The 14,269-nt window shown below is 70.6% G+C and carries 20 protein-coding genes; 1 reads left to right on the top strand and 19 read right to left on the bottom strand.

The window, feature by feature from the left end; translation table 11 throughout:
- Window positions 1–49: 49 nt before the first annotated feature.
- From ACGFYY_RS38415 to ACGFYY_RS38405, 3 genes are all read right to left on the bottom strand, one after another.
- The gene (locus ACGFYY_RS38415) at window positions 50–412 is read right to left on the bottom strand and encodes a DUF317 domain-containing protein (protein WP_393716788.1); all 363 of its coding nucleotides are present in this window, start codon (window positions 410–412) and stop codon (window positions 50–52) included.
- Window positions 413–654: 242 nt separating this feature from the next.
- Entirely contained in the window at window positions 655–1,320 is a 666-nt protein-coding gene (locus tag ACGFYY_RS38410) for a hypothetical protein (protein ID WP_393716786.1), read from the bottom strand.
- Window positions 1,321–1,388: 68 nt separating this feature from the next.
- Window positions 1,389–1,709 (bottom strand): DUF6087 family protein, encoded by a 321-nt coding sequence (locus tag ACGFYY_RS38405; protein WP_393716784.1) that lies wholly within the window; start codon window positions 1,707–1,709, stop codon window positions 1,389–1,391.
- Between the two features lie 148 nt (window positions 1,710–1,857).
- On the opposite strand from ACGFYY_RS38405, the gene ACGFYY_RS38400 reads away from it, so the two are divergent.
- Window positions 1,858–2,685 (top strand): SDR family oxidoreductase, encoded by an 828-nt coding sequence (locus tag ACGFYY_RS38400; protein ID WP_393716782.1) that lies wholly within the window; start codon window positions 1,858–1,860, stop codon window positions 2,683–2,685.
- A 114-nt stretch (window positions 2,686–2,799) separates the two neighbouring features.
- On the opposite strand, the gene ACGFYY_RS38395 is transcribed toward ACGFYY_RS38400, so the two are convergent.
- The 16 genes from ACGFYY_RS38395 to ACGFYY_RS38320 form a co-directional block, all read right to left on the bottom strand.
- Complete coding sequence (locus ACGFYY_RS38395) at window positions 2,800–3,792, bottom strand: SpaA isopeptide-forming pilin-related protein (protein WP_393716780.1); 993 nt, start codon at window positions 3,790–3,792, stop codon at window positions 2,800–2,802.
- Window positions 3,793–3,854: 62 nt separating this feature from the next.
- Window positions 3,855–4,217, bottom strand: a complete 363-nt coding sequence (locus ACGFYY_RS38390) for a hypothetical protein (RefSeq protein ID WP_393716778.1) — start codon at window positions 4,215–4,217, stop codon at window positions 3,855–3,857.
- 124 nt (window positions 4,218–4,341) lie between these two features.
- A complete protein-coding gene (locus tag ACGFYY_RS38385) occupies window positions 4,342–5,181 on the bottom strand; it encodes a DUF317 domain-containing protein (RefSeq protein ID WP_393716776.1) in 840 nt (279 codons plus the stop codon).
- A 32-nt stretch (window positions 5,182–5,213) separates the two neighbouring features.
- Window positions 5,214–6,473 (bottom strand): acetyl-CoA carboxylase biotin carboxylase subunit family protein, encoded by a 1,260-nt coding sequence (locus ACGFYY_RS38380; RefSeq protein WP_393716774.1) that lies wholly within the window; start codon window positions 6,471–6,473, stop codon window positions 5,214–5,216.
- A 55-nt stretch (window positions 6,474–6,528) separates the two neighbouring features.
- Window positions 6,529–6,939 carry a hypothetical protein gene (locus ACGFYY_RS38375; RefSeq protein WP_393716772.1) on the bottom strand — a complete coding sequence of 137 codons (411 nt, stop codon included), beginning with the start codon at window positions 6,937–6,939 and terminating at the stop codon, window positions 6,529–6,531.
- A gap of 34 nt (window positions 6,940–6,973) precedes the next feature.
- Complete coding sequence (locus ACGFYY_RS38370) at window positions 6,974–8,242, bottom strand: MFS transporter (protein WP_393716770.1); 1,269 nt, start codon at window positions 8,240–8,242, stop codon at window positions 6,974–6,976.
- A 53-nt stretch (window positions 8,243–8,295) separates the two neighbouring features.
- Window positions 8,296–8,766, bottom strand: coding sequence for a hypothetical protein (locus ACGFYY_RS38365; RefSeq protein WP_393716768.1), 471 nt, complete (start codon window positions 8,764–8,766; stop codon window positions 8,296–8,298).
- Entirely contained in the window at window positions 8,763–9,278 is a 516-nt protein-coding gene (locus ACGFYY_RS38360) for a hypothetical protein (protein WP_393716766.1), read from the bottom strand. Before ACGFYY_RS38360 ends, ACGFYY_RS38365 begins: the two co-directional genes overlap by 4 nt.
- Window positions 9,275–10,138: a winged helix-turn-helix transcriptional regulator gene (locus tag ACGFYY_RS38355; RefSeq protein ID WP_393716765.1), complete on the bottom strand. Its 864-nt coding sequence runs from the start codon at window positions 10,136–10,138 to the stop codon at window positions 9,275–9,277. The genes ACGFYY_RS38360 and ACGFYY_RS38355 overlap by 4 nt, the downstream gene beginning before the upstream one ends.
- Before the next feature lie 32 nt (window positions 10,139–10,170).
- Window positions 10,171–10,578: a hypothetical protein gene (locus ACGFYY_RS38350; RefSeq protein ID WP_393716763.1), complete on the bottom strand. Its 408-nt coding sequence runs from the start codon at window positions 10,576–10,578 to the stop codon at window positions 10,171–10,173.
- Window positions 10,579–11,028, bottom strand: coding sequence for a hypothetical protein (locus ACGFYY_RS38345; RefSeq protein ID WP_393716761.1), 450 nt, complete (start codon window positions 11,026–11,028; stop codon window positions 10,579–10,581).
- Window positions 11,025–11,477: a hypothetical protein gene (locus ACGFYY_RS38340; protein ID WP_393716759.1), complete on the bottom strand. Its 453-nt coding sequence runs from the start codon at window positions 11,475–11,477 to the stop codon at window positions 11,025–11,027. Before ACGFYY_RS38340 ends, ACGFYY_RS38345 begins: the two co-directional genes overlap by 4 nt.
- A gap of 142 nt (window positions 11,478–11,619) precedes the next feature.
- Window positions 11,620–12,333 (bottom strand): hypothetical protein, encoded by a 714-nt coding sequence (locus ACGFYY_RS38335; RefSeq protein ID WP_393716757.1) that lies wholly within the window; start codon window positions 12,331–12,333, stop codon window positions 11,620–11,622.
- Between the two features lie 41 nt (window positions 12,334–12,374).
- Window positions 12,375–13,073, bottom strand: coding sequence for a hypothetical protein (locus ACGFYY_RS38330; protein WP_393716755.1), 699 nt, complete (start codon window positions 13,071–13,073; stop codon window positions 12,375–12,377).
- The gene (locus tag ACGFYY_RS38325; protein WP_393716753.1) at window positions 13,070–13,597 is read right to left on the bottom strand and encodes a GNAT family N-acetyltransferase; all 528 of its coding nucleotides are present in this window, start codon (window positions 13,595–13,597) and stop codon (window positions 13,070–13,072) included. Before ACGFYY_RS38325 ends, ACGFYY_RS38330 begins: the two co-directional genes overlap by 4 nt.
- Window positions 13,582–14,133 carry a DUF3631 domain-containing protein gene (locus ACGFYY_RS38320; protein WP_393716751.1) on the bottom strand — a complete coding sequence of 184 codons (552 nt, stop codon included), beginning with the start codon at window positions 14,131–14,133 and terminating at the stop codon, window positions 13,582–13,584. The genes ACGFYY_RS38325 and ACGFYY_RS38320 overlap by 16 nt, the downstream gene beginning before the upstream one ends.
- Window positions 14,134–14,269 lie beyond the last annotated feature (136 nt).

The raw sequence follows: 14,269 nt of genomic DNA, 5'->3' as shown, positions 1-14,269 counted from the left end.
AGGTTGCGTGCGCGGGATTCGTACCACGTCGCGCACGCGAGGTCAGGGTTCAGCGCGAGCGTACGGGTACGGAGGAGGCGATGACCTCGGCCACCGCCGCGGCGACGACTTGGGCGGGGGTCTCGGTGTCGAAGACGACGCGATACCCGGGGACAGTGGCCGTCCCTGTGACGGCGAGGACCCAGCCGTCGTCCTCGGTTCCGGGCCGACCCGAGGGGAACCATCCAAGGTAAAAAGAGCCGTCACGGGAGCTGATGTGCATATCGGCCCGGTCGTCGACGACGAACTTGAAATCCTCGTCGGTGAACTGGTCGATCACCAATCCCTGATGCCCAGTACCGAGCAGCCAGGTACGTAGCCGAAGAGCCTCGATCGTGGTGGAGAATCCGGGCTTCGCCGCATCCAGAGCCAACCGCACACACCTCTCTGACCTGGGGTTTCTTGGGAAGGTGTCTACGTTGACATCCGTTGCGGCGTTGCACCAGTCCTTTGGGAATCTTTCCTGTCTGCCCCCAGCGGAACTGCCGCATCGACGAGATTACGAGGCGGTCAGGCCCTGCGGAGTGCACCGCCACGACGCTCAGCATGCGACGCCAGCGGACCTGCGATCTCCGGCCCTGGCCGTACGATTCGCGGGGTCGAACGGCTCTTGCGTCAGACCGGCGTGCGGCCGGCCTGGGCGAGTCGCCAGGAGAGGCCAAGCTCGGCGAGCCGTCCTCGCATCACTTCTCGCTGCTCCTCCAGCGCCAGCCAAGCCGGGGAGAGGAGGTAGACACGGTCCTGATAGGAACGGAACCCGACGCTCTCCCACCCTCGGGCGATCTTGGCGTTCACCCGGTCGAACTCGGCCCGATCCCTCAGCCGGTCGCTGCGGAGGTCGGTGACGCCGGGCGAGCACGCCACAGCCCTGCAGCCGGCCACAAGCCGGTGGATGGCCTCCGAGGCGAGGATGGCCCCGAGTCCGTGACCGCGCCAACCCGCTGCCAACGTCACCCTGTCCATGACGAGCAGGGCGGATCCGGCGTACGGCAACCACGTGCTGGCGTCCTCCGTGAAGCTCCCGGTTCCGGGGTCCAGCAGGACCTGAGCGGTCTCGTGCAGCTCGTCGGACTCCTCCTCCATGGCACGGAAGGCGTTCAGGCCCCGGTCCAGGTGGACCCTGTAGAAGGTCATGGTCCCGGCCTCCGCCTCCTCGTGGAGGATGACCAGGTCCCAACGTTCCAAGGTGTCTGACTGCGGAGCGCCGTCGAGTTCGTCGGTGTAGGAGATGCGCAGGCGCAGCTCGGAGGGGTCTCCGGGCAGCAGAGAGGATGCGTTCACCGCTGCAGCGTAGTGATGCGCCACGGACAGCAGGCCAAGCGGGCATCTCGGCGAGCCGGTCAGTGGGGTCAGGGCCGGGGCTTGCGATGGCGTCCGGTACCTGGGGCCAGGGGGTTACGTCCTGTCACGGGGCCGGTCGTCTCCGTCTGGTCAGCCTTCGCACTTTCAGCTGGCGGCATGAGAACCCGGCGGGCTGCCGCGTAGTCCTCCACCACCATGAGCGGCTGCCAGGCGAAGCCGTCCCACTCCAAGATCATGCGTGGGGCGCCGGGGTCGACGTGGTCAGCGCGCTGCGGGCCCTCGGCGAGGGTGACAGCCTTCAGCTCGCCTGGCTTGCGCAGACGCCCTTGGCGGCGCGCGGCCCATCGGTCAAGGGGTTCGTCGGTCATGGTCGTACCTCCGTGGAGTGGAGCACCATACCGAAGCCAGACGGCCAGCCTCCACCTTCTCCTCATACGGAGAACGGGGAGGTCCCGCGTCCGCCTCTTACCTCGGATCCGCTGCGAACGGTTTGCAGGGCCACTAGCGTGTGACGACATGACGGTGCTGATCATCGGCGGTAGCGGGTTCCTGGGTACCGAATTGCTACGGCAAGCGCGGTCCGTCGGGCACTCCACGGCCGCGACGTTCAACTCCCGCCCCGTGCACACCGCTGACACCTCATGGCACCACCTAGACCTCCAAGACCCCCGGCGCATCGACGAAGTCCTCGACGCGGTGGAGCCCAGCGCCCTGATCAACTCCTCCAGCGGGAACAGCAACTGGGCCGTCACCGCCGAGGGCCCCGGTCGTCTGGCGCAGAGCGCGGTCAGGCGCGCCATCCGGCTCGTGCACGTTTCGAGTGACGCCGTGTTCTCCGGGATCCGCGGCTCCGGCTACGACGAGTCGGCGCTCCCCGATCCGGTCACGCCCTACGGCGCGGCGAAAGGGGCTGCCGAGACTGCTGTTCGCCTCCTGCACCCTGCCGCGGTCGTCGTGCGGACCTCGCTGATCATCGGGGATGGCGGCTCGGTCCACGAACGGGTGGTGCACGAACTGGCCGCCGGTACAAGGTCGGGAGCCTTGTTCACGGACGATGTGCGCTGCCCGGTGCATGTCGCCGATCTGGCAGCCGCGCTCTTGGAGCTCGCCGAGTCCCGGGTGGCCGGCATTGCCCACGTCGCTGGCTCCGAGGCCCTCACCCGGTACGAGCTCGGTGTGCTCATCGCGCGGCGTGACGGCCTCGACCCCTCGCTGCTGCCCGTCGGCCGTCGGGCGGATACCCGGCTCCCGGGAGCCCTCGACGTGCGCCTCGATTGCCGGGCCACGCAGCAGCAGCTGACTACCCGATTCCGTGGAGCCCACGAGTTCCTCGGTCAGGGCTGAGAAGGGCATCTGCTACGAGCAGCGTGGAGCGGAGACACGCCAAGGCCCCAGGAACCGGTCGTGCTCGGTTCCTGGGGCCTTGGCGTTGGTGATCAGTTCTGGGTGGTGGTCCGGTCAGCCGGTGGTCTGGTCATCCTGGTCCGCATCGCGGCGTCGACGTACGGCGATCAGTGCGCCTCCGCCTGCGGCGATCAGCACTCCTGCTCCGGGGAGCAGCCATCCGGTGGCGTCCGCGCCGGTCTGGGCGAGGGACCCTGTGGGGGCGGGCGAGGAGGTGCTGGAGGTGGTCTGTTCCGGGGTCGGGGCCGCGGAGCTGGTGGGGGGCTGGGAGGTGGCCGGCGTGCTCGGGGTCGGCTTGCCCGACGGTGTGGCGGGCGGGGTGGTGGGGGTCGTCGGGGTAGGGGCCGGGGTGGTGGGCGGCTGGGTCGGCTGCTCCTTCTTCGTGTTGGTGAAGGCGGCGGTGACCGGGGCGCCGGGCTTGGCGGTGATCTTCGCCGGGGTGGAGTCCAGCTGGTAGCCGTCGGGGGCCTTGGTCTCGGTGGCGGTGTAGCTGGTGCCAGCGCGGGCGGCGACCGGGAGCTTGCTCGTGGCGGTGCCGTCCTTGCCCGTGGTCAGGGTGACGGGCTTTCCGTCGCCGGAGGCCGGGGTGATGTTGATGATGGCGCCGGCGAGCGGCTTGCCGCTGGCCTTGTCGGTCTTGGTGACGGTGAGGTCGGCGGGCTTGAACGGATCGACGACGGCGAGCTTCACGGTCTGTCCGGGGGTGACGATGACGTCCTGGTCCGGTGCGAGGTCGTGGATCGGGCTGCCGGTGGCGGTCTCCTTGAGTCGCCAGACGCCGGGGGTGACGCCTTCGAAGCGAAGGACGCCGTCCGCGTTGGTCTTGCCGGTCAGGGCCTTGGTCCCGTTAAGGGTGTCGAGCAGGTTGAACTCGGCGCCTGCGAGGAGGGCTCCGTCGGGGTCCTTCTTGGTGATCTCGACGGTGCCGGGCTGCGGTTCGGGAGCTTCCGCCCAGGCGGTCGGGGCGCCGAGCAGGGTGCTCGCCACGAGGGCCGCCACGGTTGCGGTGACTACGGTCGGGAAGCGGTTGGTGGCGCTGGAGTGCATGGAGGGAGTGGTGTCCTTGATCGTGGATGTCGGTGTGCCGAGGCGGCGTCGGAGGCTGGGAATCAGCGGGAGCGGCCGGGTGCGGGGCGCGCGGTAGGCAGGGTGGGCAGACTCGGGCGGGAGTGCTCGGGTGTCGGGGCGGGAGCCCAGATCCGGGTGTAGTGCGTGATGGCGCGGCGGAGACCGGTCAGGTCGGCGCCCTTCCAGGGCGGGGGCCCGTTCTCGTGCCAGTCGCGGATGCGGGCGTAGCCGTCCCATCCGGGGCCGATGCCCCTTGCCTCGTCACGCCGGGCGAAGGTCTGGTGGTCGGCGAAGGAAAGGAAGGCCGTGTCCAGGGTGCCCCGGTCGGGATGGATCACCTCCAGCCGCAGGCCGTCGTATTCCCGGTGGCGGATCGTGCTCTGGAAGTCGATGCGGATCCGCACCGGGGAATCCGCGACGGGGCTGCCGTAGTAGGAGCTCCCGACGACTGCGCCGACGGGGAAGGGTGGCTGGAGTTCGGCGAAGAACTCCGATGCGTGCAGGGACAGGTAGACCTCCAGGTCATGGTCAGCGGCGGGCGGGAGCCGGGGTGGTGCTGGTACTCCAGCGCGGCACGCTGGTCGTGGTGAGCACCGACCGCGGTCGGGCCGCCATCTGGCGGTGCACGTCCAGCGGAGTGGGTGCCGGCGGCGGGGGCGGAACGATCGGCGTGAGCTGGATGTGCGGGAGCAGGGAGGAGAGGATCCCTTCCTGCCAGCGAGGAACGGGTGCCGGGTCGGCCAGGGCGGTGGTGATCGCGGTGACCAGGTGGACCGGGGTGCCGGTGGAGGCGGTGGCGTACCAGCGGGGTCCCTTCGGGCCTCCCCACATGTACCAGCGTGCCTCCAGGGTGGTCAGCTCCTTGGTCTCGTCGAGCCGGCCGGTGAGGTATTCCAGGCCGGCCAGGCCGTCGGCGCTCTGGAGTTCCAGAACACCCCAGCGCGGGTGCTGGAGTTCCCAACCGCCTTTCAGGAGCGGGGCAACGGCGTCGAAGCGGTCGCGCGGCTCCTTGTCGAGGTAGGCGTCGGGGCCCTGGGCGTACGCGGCGGCGAGGGCGGTGGTGAAGGCGGTGACCAGCTCCGTGGGAGTCATGTCGTTGAAGCACACGCCCCAGGCGGGGGCGGCGAAGGGGTCGCGGTAGGCCGTGATGCGCCACAGGCCGTCGTCGTCGCCTTCGGGGAGGAAGCCGAGCCGGACCTTGCGGTCCGGGGAGGCGACGTACAGGTTGCCGACATCGTCGTGGTGGCGGTCCCAGCCGAGTTCGAACAGGGGCCGGAGGGCGTCGTCGGCGATCCAGGCGCTGCCGGCCAGGTAGCGGGGGGTGACGTAGACGTCGCCCTCGATCGGGTCAGGTGCGGTGTCGGTCAAAGAGCAGTCCAGGGGGCAGGGGTGGGTGGCGGCTACGCGGTCGGCGTGACGGTGATCGTGATGTGGTCGCGGGCAGTCTGGATGCGGGCTGCGGCCTGGTCGGCGTCGGGGGCGGCGACGACGAGGAGGCCGACGCGGGCGACATCGACGTCGCCCTCCGGCGGCAGGGTGACCTGTTCGCCCGGGGAGACGATCCAGCTGGTCTGTTCCAGCCAGTCGGTGTCATCGAAGAACTCGGGGTCGATGCCGCGGGCGACGACGGTGCCGGAGGCCTCGGGGTAGAGGAGGGCGACGGCTGCGGCCTGCTGCCGGGTGGGGGTGAGGTCGGGCTGGAGGCCGAGGGCGAGGTCGGCGGCGGCGCGCGGCAGGTCGATACCGGTGGCGAGTAGGACGAGCTTGCCGATCAGGTCGCCGCCGATCCGGCCGTTCACTTCGATGATCCGCGGGCCCGTGGCGGTGAGGCGCATTTCCACGTGCTGGATGCCGGTGGTCAGGCCCAGGGCGGCGACGGCTGCCTGGGCGACCGGTCCGACGCGGCGGAGCAGGGGGTCGGTCCCGTCCACGGTGTGGCCGATTTCCTCGAAGTACGGCGCGAAGGCGAGCTGCTTGCGGGTGACGGCGACCGGGGTGGTGACTCCGTGGTGGGTGACGCATTCGACGGATATCTCTTCGCCGTCGAGGTACTCCTCGACCAGGACGTCGGTGGACTCGCCGCCCCACAGGCTCGCGCCTTCGGTGGCGAACTCGAAGCCGGCCGGGAGTTCTTCCGCGCGGTCGACGCGGATGACGCCGACGCTGCCGGCCTGACCGGACGGTTTGACGACGACGGGGTAGCCGATGAACTCAGCGGCGAGGGCTGCCTCCAGGAGGTTGGCGGACTTCATCGACCGGGCGGACGGGACCCGGTGGAGATCGAAGAGCTCGCGGCTGAGGGACTTGTCGCGGCATCCGTGGAGAACGTCCGGGCCGTCGGTGGCCACCTGCAGGTGCTGGGCAAGGACAGCGGTGTTGACCAGGAGCATCTCGTTCCAGGTGAGCACGGCGGAGATGGTCTGCCGTGCGGCCAGTGCCTGCCCCGCTGCCAGCAGCGACTCGATGTCGTAGGGGTCGGCGACTTCGTGGTCGACGACGAGGGCCTTCTCCCAGGTGAGGGCGGCCGGGGTGATGACGACGGTGTCGTAGGCGGCGGCGACGGACTCAAGGCAGTAGCCGCGGTACAACTCGTCGTTGGGTGCGACGACCAGGACAACGGGGCGGGCCGGGGCAGTACGGAGGGTGTTGGACGGAGTCAAGGGGCAAGCCTTTCGAGCAGACGGAGAGCGGGGAGGTTTCGGAAGCCCGGGAAGTTCAGCGCTGGCGGCCTGGTCCTTCGGTGCTGGCCGCGATGCGGGGCGGGGGTGTGACCGCCGCGGGGGGTGGCTGTCGGCGGGGAAGGGGCTGGGGGAAGACCGTGTCCTTGGCCAGCAGAGAGAGCGTTTCCAGCTGGGCTGCGGCCTGGCCCAGTGCGTCCTGGACTTCGAAGGGGAGCGGCCCTTCGAAGAGGGTGGGGCCGGTGGTGCCGGCCCAATGGGACACGGCGCGGAGCAGGTGCTGGATGTCGGTGACGAGGCCGTCCTGGGCCAGCAGGTTCTGGGCCAGTGCGGTGGTCTCGGCGGTGGGCAGGGTGTCGAAGCGGTCGGTGAGCAGGCGTACGAGGCTGCCTGCTGCGGCTGCTTGGTCGGCTGTGAGCGAGGCGATGGCGGAGGGCGGCGGGGGCATGGTTCTCCCGGGTTGGATGGGCGGGCAGGGAAGGTCAGGCCCGCTTGTGTGCGGGAGAGCGGCCGTGGCGCATGGCGGGTTCGCGGCGCAGGCGCCAGAACGCGGCGAGGAGGCCGATGGCCTGGAGCGCGGCGCAACCGGTCAGGACGTGGCCGAGCATCGCGGCGGGAGTGAGGGCGACGAGAACTCCGGCGAGCGGAAACGGCAGGAGCATGATCAGGATGGTGATGCTGAGGGTCGCGCCGAAGACCTTCTCGGGGATGAGGTGGGAGCGCAGGGTGCGCAGCACGACGGTCATGCCGCCCTCGCCGGCCATCAGTACGGCGGTCAGGACGAGGAACTGCTGGTACGTGCCGGCCTGGGAGACGGCGAGTCCGGCCAGGGCTGCGATGCCCGCGCTGGCTGCTCCGGTGGGCCACAGGCCGACGCGGTCGATGGCGTAGCGGCAGCAGGCGACGGTGACGAGGGAGGCTGCCGCGGCGGCCGACCAGATGACGCCGACGGCGGCGCTGGAGTAGCCCAGGTGCTGGACGACGATGATCGGGGCGGCAGCCTGGAGCATGCCGGTCGCGAGGTTGGAGACGGTGAGTCCGGCGATCAGCCACGCGAGCGCCGGCAGGGAGACGAGGGTCTTCCATCCGGTGCGCAGTCCGGTGAGCGCGGACGCGGCGGCGGGGATCAGTCGGGTCTCGCGGTGCCAGGGGGCGAGGGCGGCGCCCAGGAGGGAGCAGGCGGCGATGGTGATCAGGGTGCCGGTGACTCCGGCCCAGTGCAGGAGGAATCCGGCGGCTGCGGGTCCGGCGAGGGTGGCGGTCTGGTCGATGCCCAGGAGGGCCGACTGCACTCGGTGGGCCCGCTCCCCCGCGTCCTTGCTGGCCGCCGCTCCGGCGGTCTCGGCCGCGATGTAGGAGAACTCGGTGGCCACGCCGGTGATGGCGGCGAGCGCCATCACCGTGATCGTCGCTGCGGGGCCACCGGCCTGGGTCGGCAGGATGACCGCCGCGGCCAGGACCACCAGGGCGCGCAGCACGGAGGCGATGCGGAAGACCCGCTTGGTGCCGTGCCGGTCGACCATCGTCCCGGCCAGGGAGAAGGCAGCGAGGCGGGGAATCCACTCCAGCGCGAACGCAATGCCGGTGAGGGTGGCGGAGCGGGTGGTGGCGAGCACGATCAGCGGGATGCCGTACGTGGTCATGGCGAACGCGCCGGCGTCAGCCGTACGAGGAAGGTAGATGCGGCGCAGCAGGGACAGCTGCGGGAGGAGGGCATGCCGTGGGCCGGCGATCACAAGATCGGAGGTCATCGTCGCTTTCACGCAAGAAGACGCCCGCCGCGGCGAGCAGGACAGGAAAAGGGTCAGCGGCGCGGTACGCGTGGCTTCGGCGGGTTCTTTGCCGAGGGCGTCACGCCCAGAGCATTCGACGCAGTGGCCGGAGGGCTCGGCTCGGCCACAACCTGCTGGTAGAGGGCCAGGAGCGTGTCGAGCTGACGGAACAGGGAGCCGCGCCGGAGGCTGGCCGCTTCGATGCGGGCGGCTCCGCTGCCGAGGGGGCCTTCGGTCCAGCGGTGACCGCCCCACCGCATGTCGCGACCGCTGAGGGTCGCGTTCAACGCTTCGACGCCGCGAGCCGCGTCCTCCAGGAGCTGCCGCTGCACGGTGTCGATGCTCGAAGCCGTGTTCATCACGGCCACGACCAGGTTCTGCACATGATCGGGGGCGTCCTTCATTGCCGCGAAGGCCCAGACGTTCGGGTCCATGCCGACCACGCGCGCCACCTCGCTGGTCCCCAGATCGGAGATAGCTCCCTGGTGCGGTGTGGTGTTCACGCGGCCAGCTCCATCGCGTCGCGGGAGGCGCCGGTGAGCTGCGCGGCCAAGGTCGCCCCGTGGTCGCGGATCCACGAGGTGAGGGCCGCCCGGGGCTCGTCCAGGGAGTCGTAGTCCAGCTCCTGTGCGTGCCCGGGACGAGGCTGGTCCGAGCCGAGCAGGGCGAGGGTGGCCTGGACCCGTGTGACGAAGTCGCTGACGTCGCTGGGGTGATGGTGGGTGCGGGCCCAGCGGGCCGCCGTGTCGTAGACCTCGGCCAGTTCCTCGCCGGCCGGGGTGAGGACCAAGCTCGGGATTCCTTCGACGGTCGAGGCCTTCAGCAGACCCAGCGCGCGCCCGACGGCGGAGGCCTGTCGCCGCTGCCAGGTGGTGAGGCCGGTGAGAGTGCGGCTCAGGAGGTGCCGCTGGAGAGGCCCGTTGTCGTCGATGTCGCTGACGATCCGTATGAGGCCGGGGTGCGACAGGGCTCGGGTAGCCGGAACCAGCGCGCTCACGTGGGTGTGGGTGTTCATCGGGTGCGGCCTCCCGTCGGAGCCGTTCCCGCGGGACGGACGGCGGTGCTGTGGGAGAACAGGCCGCCGGGCGTCCAAGCTCCACGCGGAGGCGTGGTCGGCGCCGTCGGGATGCGAGGAGCCGTAGTGGCCCACGTACCGGGGCGCGCCTGCGACGGTGGGGGTGCCGGTGCCCATACCGGGTGGTGCGCGGCCCTGGTCACCGGAGAACCGGCGGCCCAGGCGGACAAGGCCAGGTAGACCGGGGCCAGATCCCGTCCGGCGGCGGTCAGCTCGAAGCGGCCCTCATCGTTCCGCGCGACGAGGTAGTCGTCGGTCAGGCGGTTCAGCGGCTCGTAGACGTTGGTCAGGTGCCGATCGGGCATGGCCGTGGCCGACAGGGCCTTGGCGCTCGATGCCCCGCGGATGCGCAGGGCCCACAGGATCGGGCTGGCCTGCCGCGGGGCGATCAGCGTGATCGTGTCCTTGATGTCCTGCGCGCGGGGCATCGCCTTGGGCACCCGGTGGCCGGTCGCCGGATCCAGCACCGTCTCCTTCTCCAGGTGCTTATCGCCCCAGGCGGCGATCACGCCGAGGACCGGCAGCAGCTCGCGGCCTCGAACCGACAGGCCGTAGAGCACGTCGTTGGGCTCGAACTCGGTTCGTTCGAGGAGGCCGGAGTCGACGAGCTTGCCGAGCCTTGGGTGGAGCTGGCCGTTCGGGAGCCAGTGCAGGGCGTTCTTGATCCCCCGGTAGCGCAGCGGCTTCTCGGACAGGGTCAGCAAGACCCAGACGTTCCACCGCGGAGCCAGCATCTGCAGGCTCTCGGTGACGCGGGACAGGTCGGACGATATGGATGCGGGCAGGCCGGTGGTAGCCAAAGAAGTACTCCTGGAACGGGGAGGGGGAGGATTCAGCGGGTGCGCGAGGCAGGGGCCGCAGCAGGGGCCGGCGGTGTGGCCGGGGCCGCGGGTGTGGTCTGCGGCGTCGGGGTGCGGTGCAGGCTCTGCAGCACCGCGGAGACGTGTCGGGCCTGGGCGTCGCGGACGGCGACGGCTTCACCGATGCGGCGGGCACAGTCGTAGATGTGGCCGGAGTCGAAACGGCCGATCTCCCGCTCGGGGTCGGTCAGCTGGCGCAGGCGCTGCAGTTGGAAGGCGAGGTCCGTCTCGGCGAACTCGACGGTGCGGTGGCCGGCCAGGAGAGCGGACAGCATGTTCGGGTGAGTAGTGGAGTCGGCGTGCGCTTCGAGGTCGGCACGCGGCTGTCCGTAGAGGGATTCGATGTGGTCGGCGATCTGCCGGGAGGTGGTGTGGGTCAATCAGTGGCCTCTCGCGCCGTGGGCTGCCGGGCTCGCGGTGACCGGCGGCAGCGAGGGAGTGGGACGGGTCCTGAGCCTGGGCTGGTCCAGCTTCGAAGGCCCTTCGTGGGCGGTGGCCGCGGGGGGCATGGCGCGTAGGAGTCGCTGGAGAGCGGCGGTGTACTGGGTACGGGCGGAGAGGGCCGCTTCCATCCACTCGGAGTCGAACCGCAGCTCGGCGGCGGACAACGAGCCCATGTCCGTGTCCGGGGCGGTGTAGCGGTGGACGCGGTCGCGGACGCGGGCGACCTGTTCTTCGGCCAGGGCCAGGAACGAGCGCAGTTCCAGGGCCCGGTGCACGGCGGGAGTGGAGGTCCCGGCCGCTACGGCGGTATAGAGCTGGGCCACCGGGGCACCGAAGGCCGCTTCAAGGTGTGCGTCCTGGCTGGACGGCTTCGACGAGGCGCTCATCGTCCGCCTCCCCTGACAGGAACGCTGGGCACCACCGCCGGGCGGGCAACGGGTGTGGTGGTGAGGGCGGGCCCTGTCCGGGCGGCGCCTCGCCAGGGGCCGGGTGTGCTCTTACCCGGGGCAGTGTCGTCGAGGAGGTGGCGCACGACCAGGGCTCGACCGTCACGCACCGCCACGAGCGTGTTCACTCGGTCGGCGAGGGCCATCACGGGGTCGGCGAGGTCGCCGACCGGCGCGTGGTCCAGAGCTGCGAGGAGCTGGTCCTCGGCGGAGGAGAGGGCCTCTTGGGCTCCTTCGAGGAGTCCGTACCAATGGGCAACGGTGGTCGCCTCGGGATTCGCCGTGGGTGCCGCGGTCACCGCGTGACGCAGCTGATCCAGCGGCATTTGGAAGCGGGATTCGATCTGCTTGGTGAATGCGCCGAGCACGTCGTCGAGTTCTTCGGGCATGACGGACTCCTGTCCATGAAGGCATGGGGTGGGAAGAGTGAAGGGGCCGCCCGTTTCTGCAGGGTGGGCCTTCTCCTAGGGTCCGGAGATTCCCCGGTTTGGCTGACCGGGGATGTGCTGCTATGTTCCCGGCCCGCCGGAATCATCGAATTCGACCCGGCCTTCTCGGCGGGGCGCCCGGAAGGGGGCTCGGTCCCGCCGTGCGGGCGCTGGACGGAGCGGGCGGCGGCAGCGGAGCGGAGCGCTCCTCCATCCAGTCGACGGCGGCCTCCATCGTCTCGAACGCGCCCTCGCGCAGGGTGTGCGTGAAGGTGTCGAGGTCGGCCTGCTCCAGCAGAACGCGGAATGGCTTCTGGACGCGCTCGCCGCGCGCCCGGAGGAGCACCACGACTTCCGTCTGGGAGGAGAGGTCATCGGTGTGGCTGTCGAGCAGCTCGAAGTGGTCGCCGTCGCGCATGATCCGCTGCTGCAGGGCGACGGTGGCCGGGTCGGCGGCCGTGGTCCCCATGCCCGACGGCAAGGCGATGGCGTCGGCGGGGCAGCCACGCTTGATGAGCCAGGACTGGGCCAGCGCCGGCAGCGGCAGTTCGGCGTGCGCGAAGTCGTACGTCATCGTGGTGCTGTCCCGTGTGATGTGCGCGGCGACGAGCTGCGGCTCGCCGGGCAGTCCCCACGTGACGGATCCGTCGTGGATCACGTAGAAGCTGTTGCGGCCATCGGGACTGTGGTGGTCGGCGAGCGTGGTCATCGAGCCGCTCTCCGCGTCGAGGTGAGCCCAGAAGCGTTCCTCCACCTCGTCGCTGGCGGGCTCGAACCCGTCGAGGCGGAAGTCAGGACGGTAATCGGTCGGCGGCACGGAGCTCGTCTCATAGGAGGGTGTTGGTGGCGGCTGGCAGGTCAACGGGACCGCGCGGGGATCACCGGCCAGGACCCCGTCCTGGGCATTGGGGTGGGTGGTGCCGCAGCCGGGCGGACCGTGCCGGTCAGCGTGGCGCGGCCGGTGTCCGTGATCGAGATGGGCTGTCCGGCGTGGAGGGGGTGGGAGGCGTCGCACACCACCAGCCGGGCGGCCTCCAGCCTCTGGAAGACCGGATGGGCAACCCGGGCGCCGGAGGCGGTGACGACGGACAGCCGGCCGGTCCGCAGGTGCTGGTGGAGCTTGGCGCCCTGGCTGATGGCCAGGAGCGCGGCGAACTCGTGGGCCATCAGGTCCACGCCGTGCCCAGGGTCTCGGGCCGGGGCGGCGGCCTCCACCAGTTCCAGCACGGCGACCGCACGCTGTTGGTGGAGGTCACGTGTGGCGGCGGCCTCCTTGAGCTGCGCGACGGTCCGCTCGATGCGCGGGAACAGCCCTTGTTCGAAGGGCAGGTCGCCGGAGGCCAGGCGCTGCAGCTGGGTCTGGTTGAAGGCCACGCCCCGTTCTGCGTCGGCCAGAGCGCGGTGGGCTTCGGCGAGACGGTGCAGCGGCTCGTCGAGCAGGCCGCGGTCGTGGCAGGTCCATAGGCTGTTGATGTCGTGGCCGGACACCTTCTCGACGCGGTGGTCGATGCTGGTCGGGGTCTTCGCCGGCGCAGGGGACGACGACAGGGGGATCACCTCCTAGAAGGGGGCCGGGGGCGGTGTTGCCCGATCGCCGGGTCCTGTGGAGTGAGGGCGATGCGGACGTCGAGGTGCGTGCCCTCGCGGCGGGACTTGGTGGGGTGGCCGAGGCGTCGGACCAGGCCGAGGATCGGTAGGTTCGACGCCTCGGCGTACACGGCCAGGGTGTGAGCGCCGCGGGAGCGGGTGTGGGCTGCGGCATGCCGGGCGAGGGCGAGCCCGATGCCTCGGCGCTGGTGGCCGTCGGTGACCTGCAGGCCGAGATCGAAGACGCCCGGCTCTCGGCTGACTGGGCCCGCCGACGCCAGGGCGACGACCTCGTCGGTGGCATCAAGGGCGATCCAGCAGCTGGAGAGGCCTAGCAGGCGCTCGATGTCGCGGCGGGTGATCCGCGTTCTGCCCCAGCGGCGGTGCAGGGCTCGTTCGGAGCAGCTGCGGTGGAATCCGTCGATGACCGGCCAGTCCGCCAGGGTCGCGCTGCGGATGCGGGTGCTGCCAGCGGAGGTCAGCAGTTGGTGCACACGCCCATGGCGGCCAGGAGGGCTTCGCGGGTGTAGGACTTGCGGCGACGGCCGTCCGGCAGGGTGATATCGCGGGTCCGCGTGCCGTGCGGGGCCAGGAGCTGGGCGAGGCGGGCCTGGGTGAGGTCGCTGTAGCGCCAGTGGTTCCCGGCGGTGCCCGGCAGGTACTGCAGTGCCTCCACGAGGTCGGCGGAGGCCACGGCGTGGGGGTCGCCGAGCTCGGCGAAGACGTTGCTGCACGCGTCGAGGAGACAGGCCGCAGACTCGTCCGGTTCCTTGCAGCACTGCTCGCCCGCGCCGGTACCGAAGCTCGTCTTGACGGCTTCGCCGGCGGCCTTCGCGGCGGCGAAGTCGGCCTCGCTGAGGCAGGGAGCGGACAGAAGGAGGGACAGCTCGCGCCCTGCGGCGAGTCGTGCGATGAGGAGATCGGTGCACAGATCCCACTCTTCGGCGCTCCCGATGTCGAGCGGCGGCGGGGTGGTCAGTGCGGTCAGCAGGCGCTGTTCGAACTGCTGGACCTCGACGAAGACGTTCAAGAGGTGGCGGTGGCGGGGGTTTTCATACTCCGACGTGGCGCCTAGTAGGGCTTTGTTAGGTCCTGTGGTGGGGTTCGGAGGTTGCTGCGGGTTGGCCGCATATCGAGCAGGCGCCGGTCCAGGTGGCCAGGAGGGC

This window comes from Streptomyces sp. NPDC048331, from assembly GCF_043201215.1.
Classification (GTDB): Bacteria; Actinomycetota; Actinomycetes; order Streptomycetales; family Streptomycetaceae; genus Streptomyces.
This window is presented reverse-complemented; position numbering and strand designations above follow the sequence as displayed.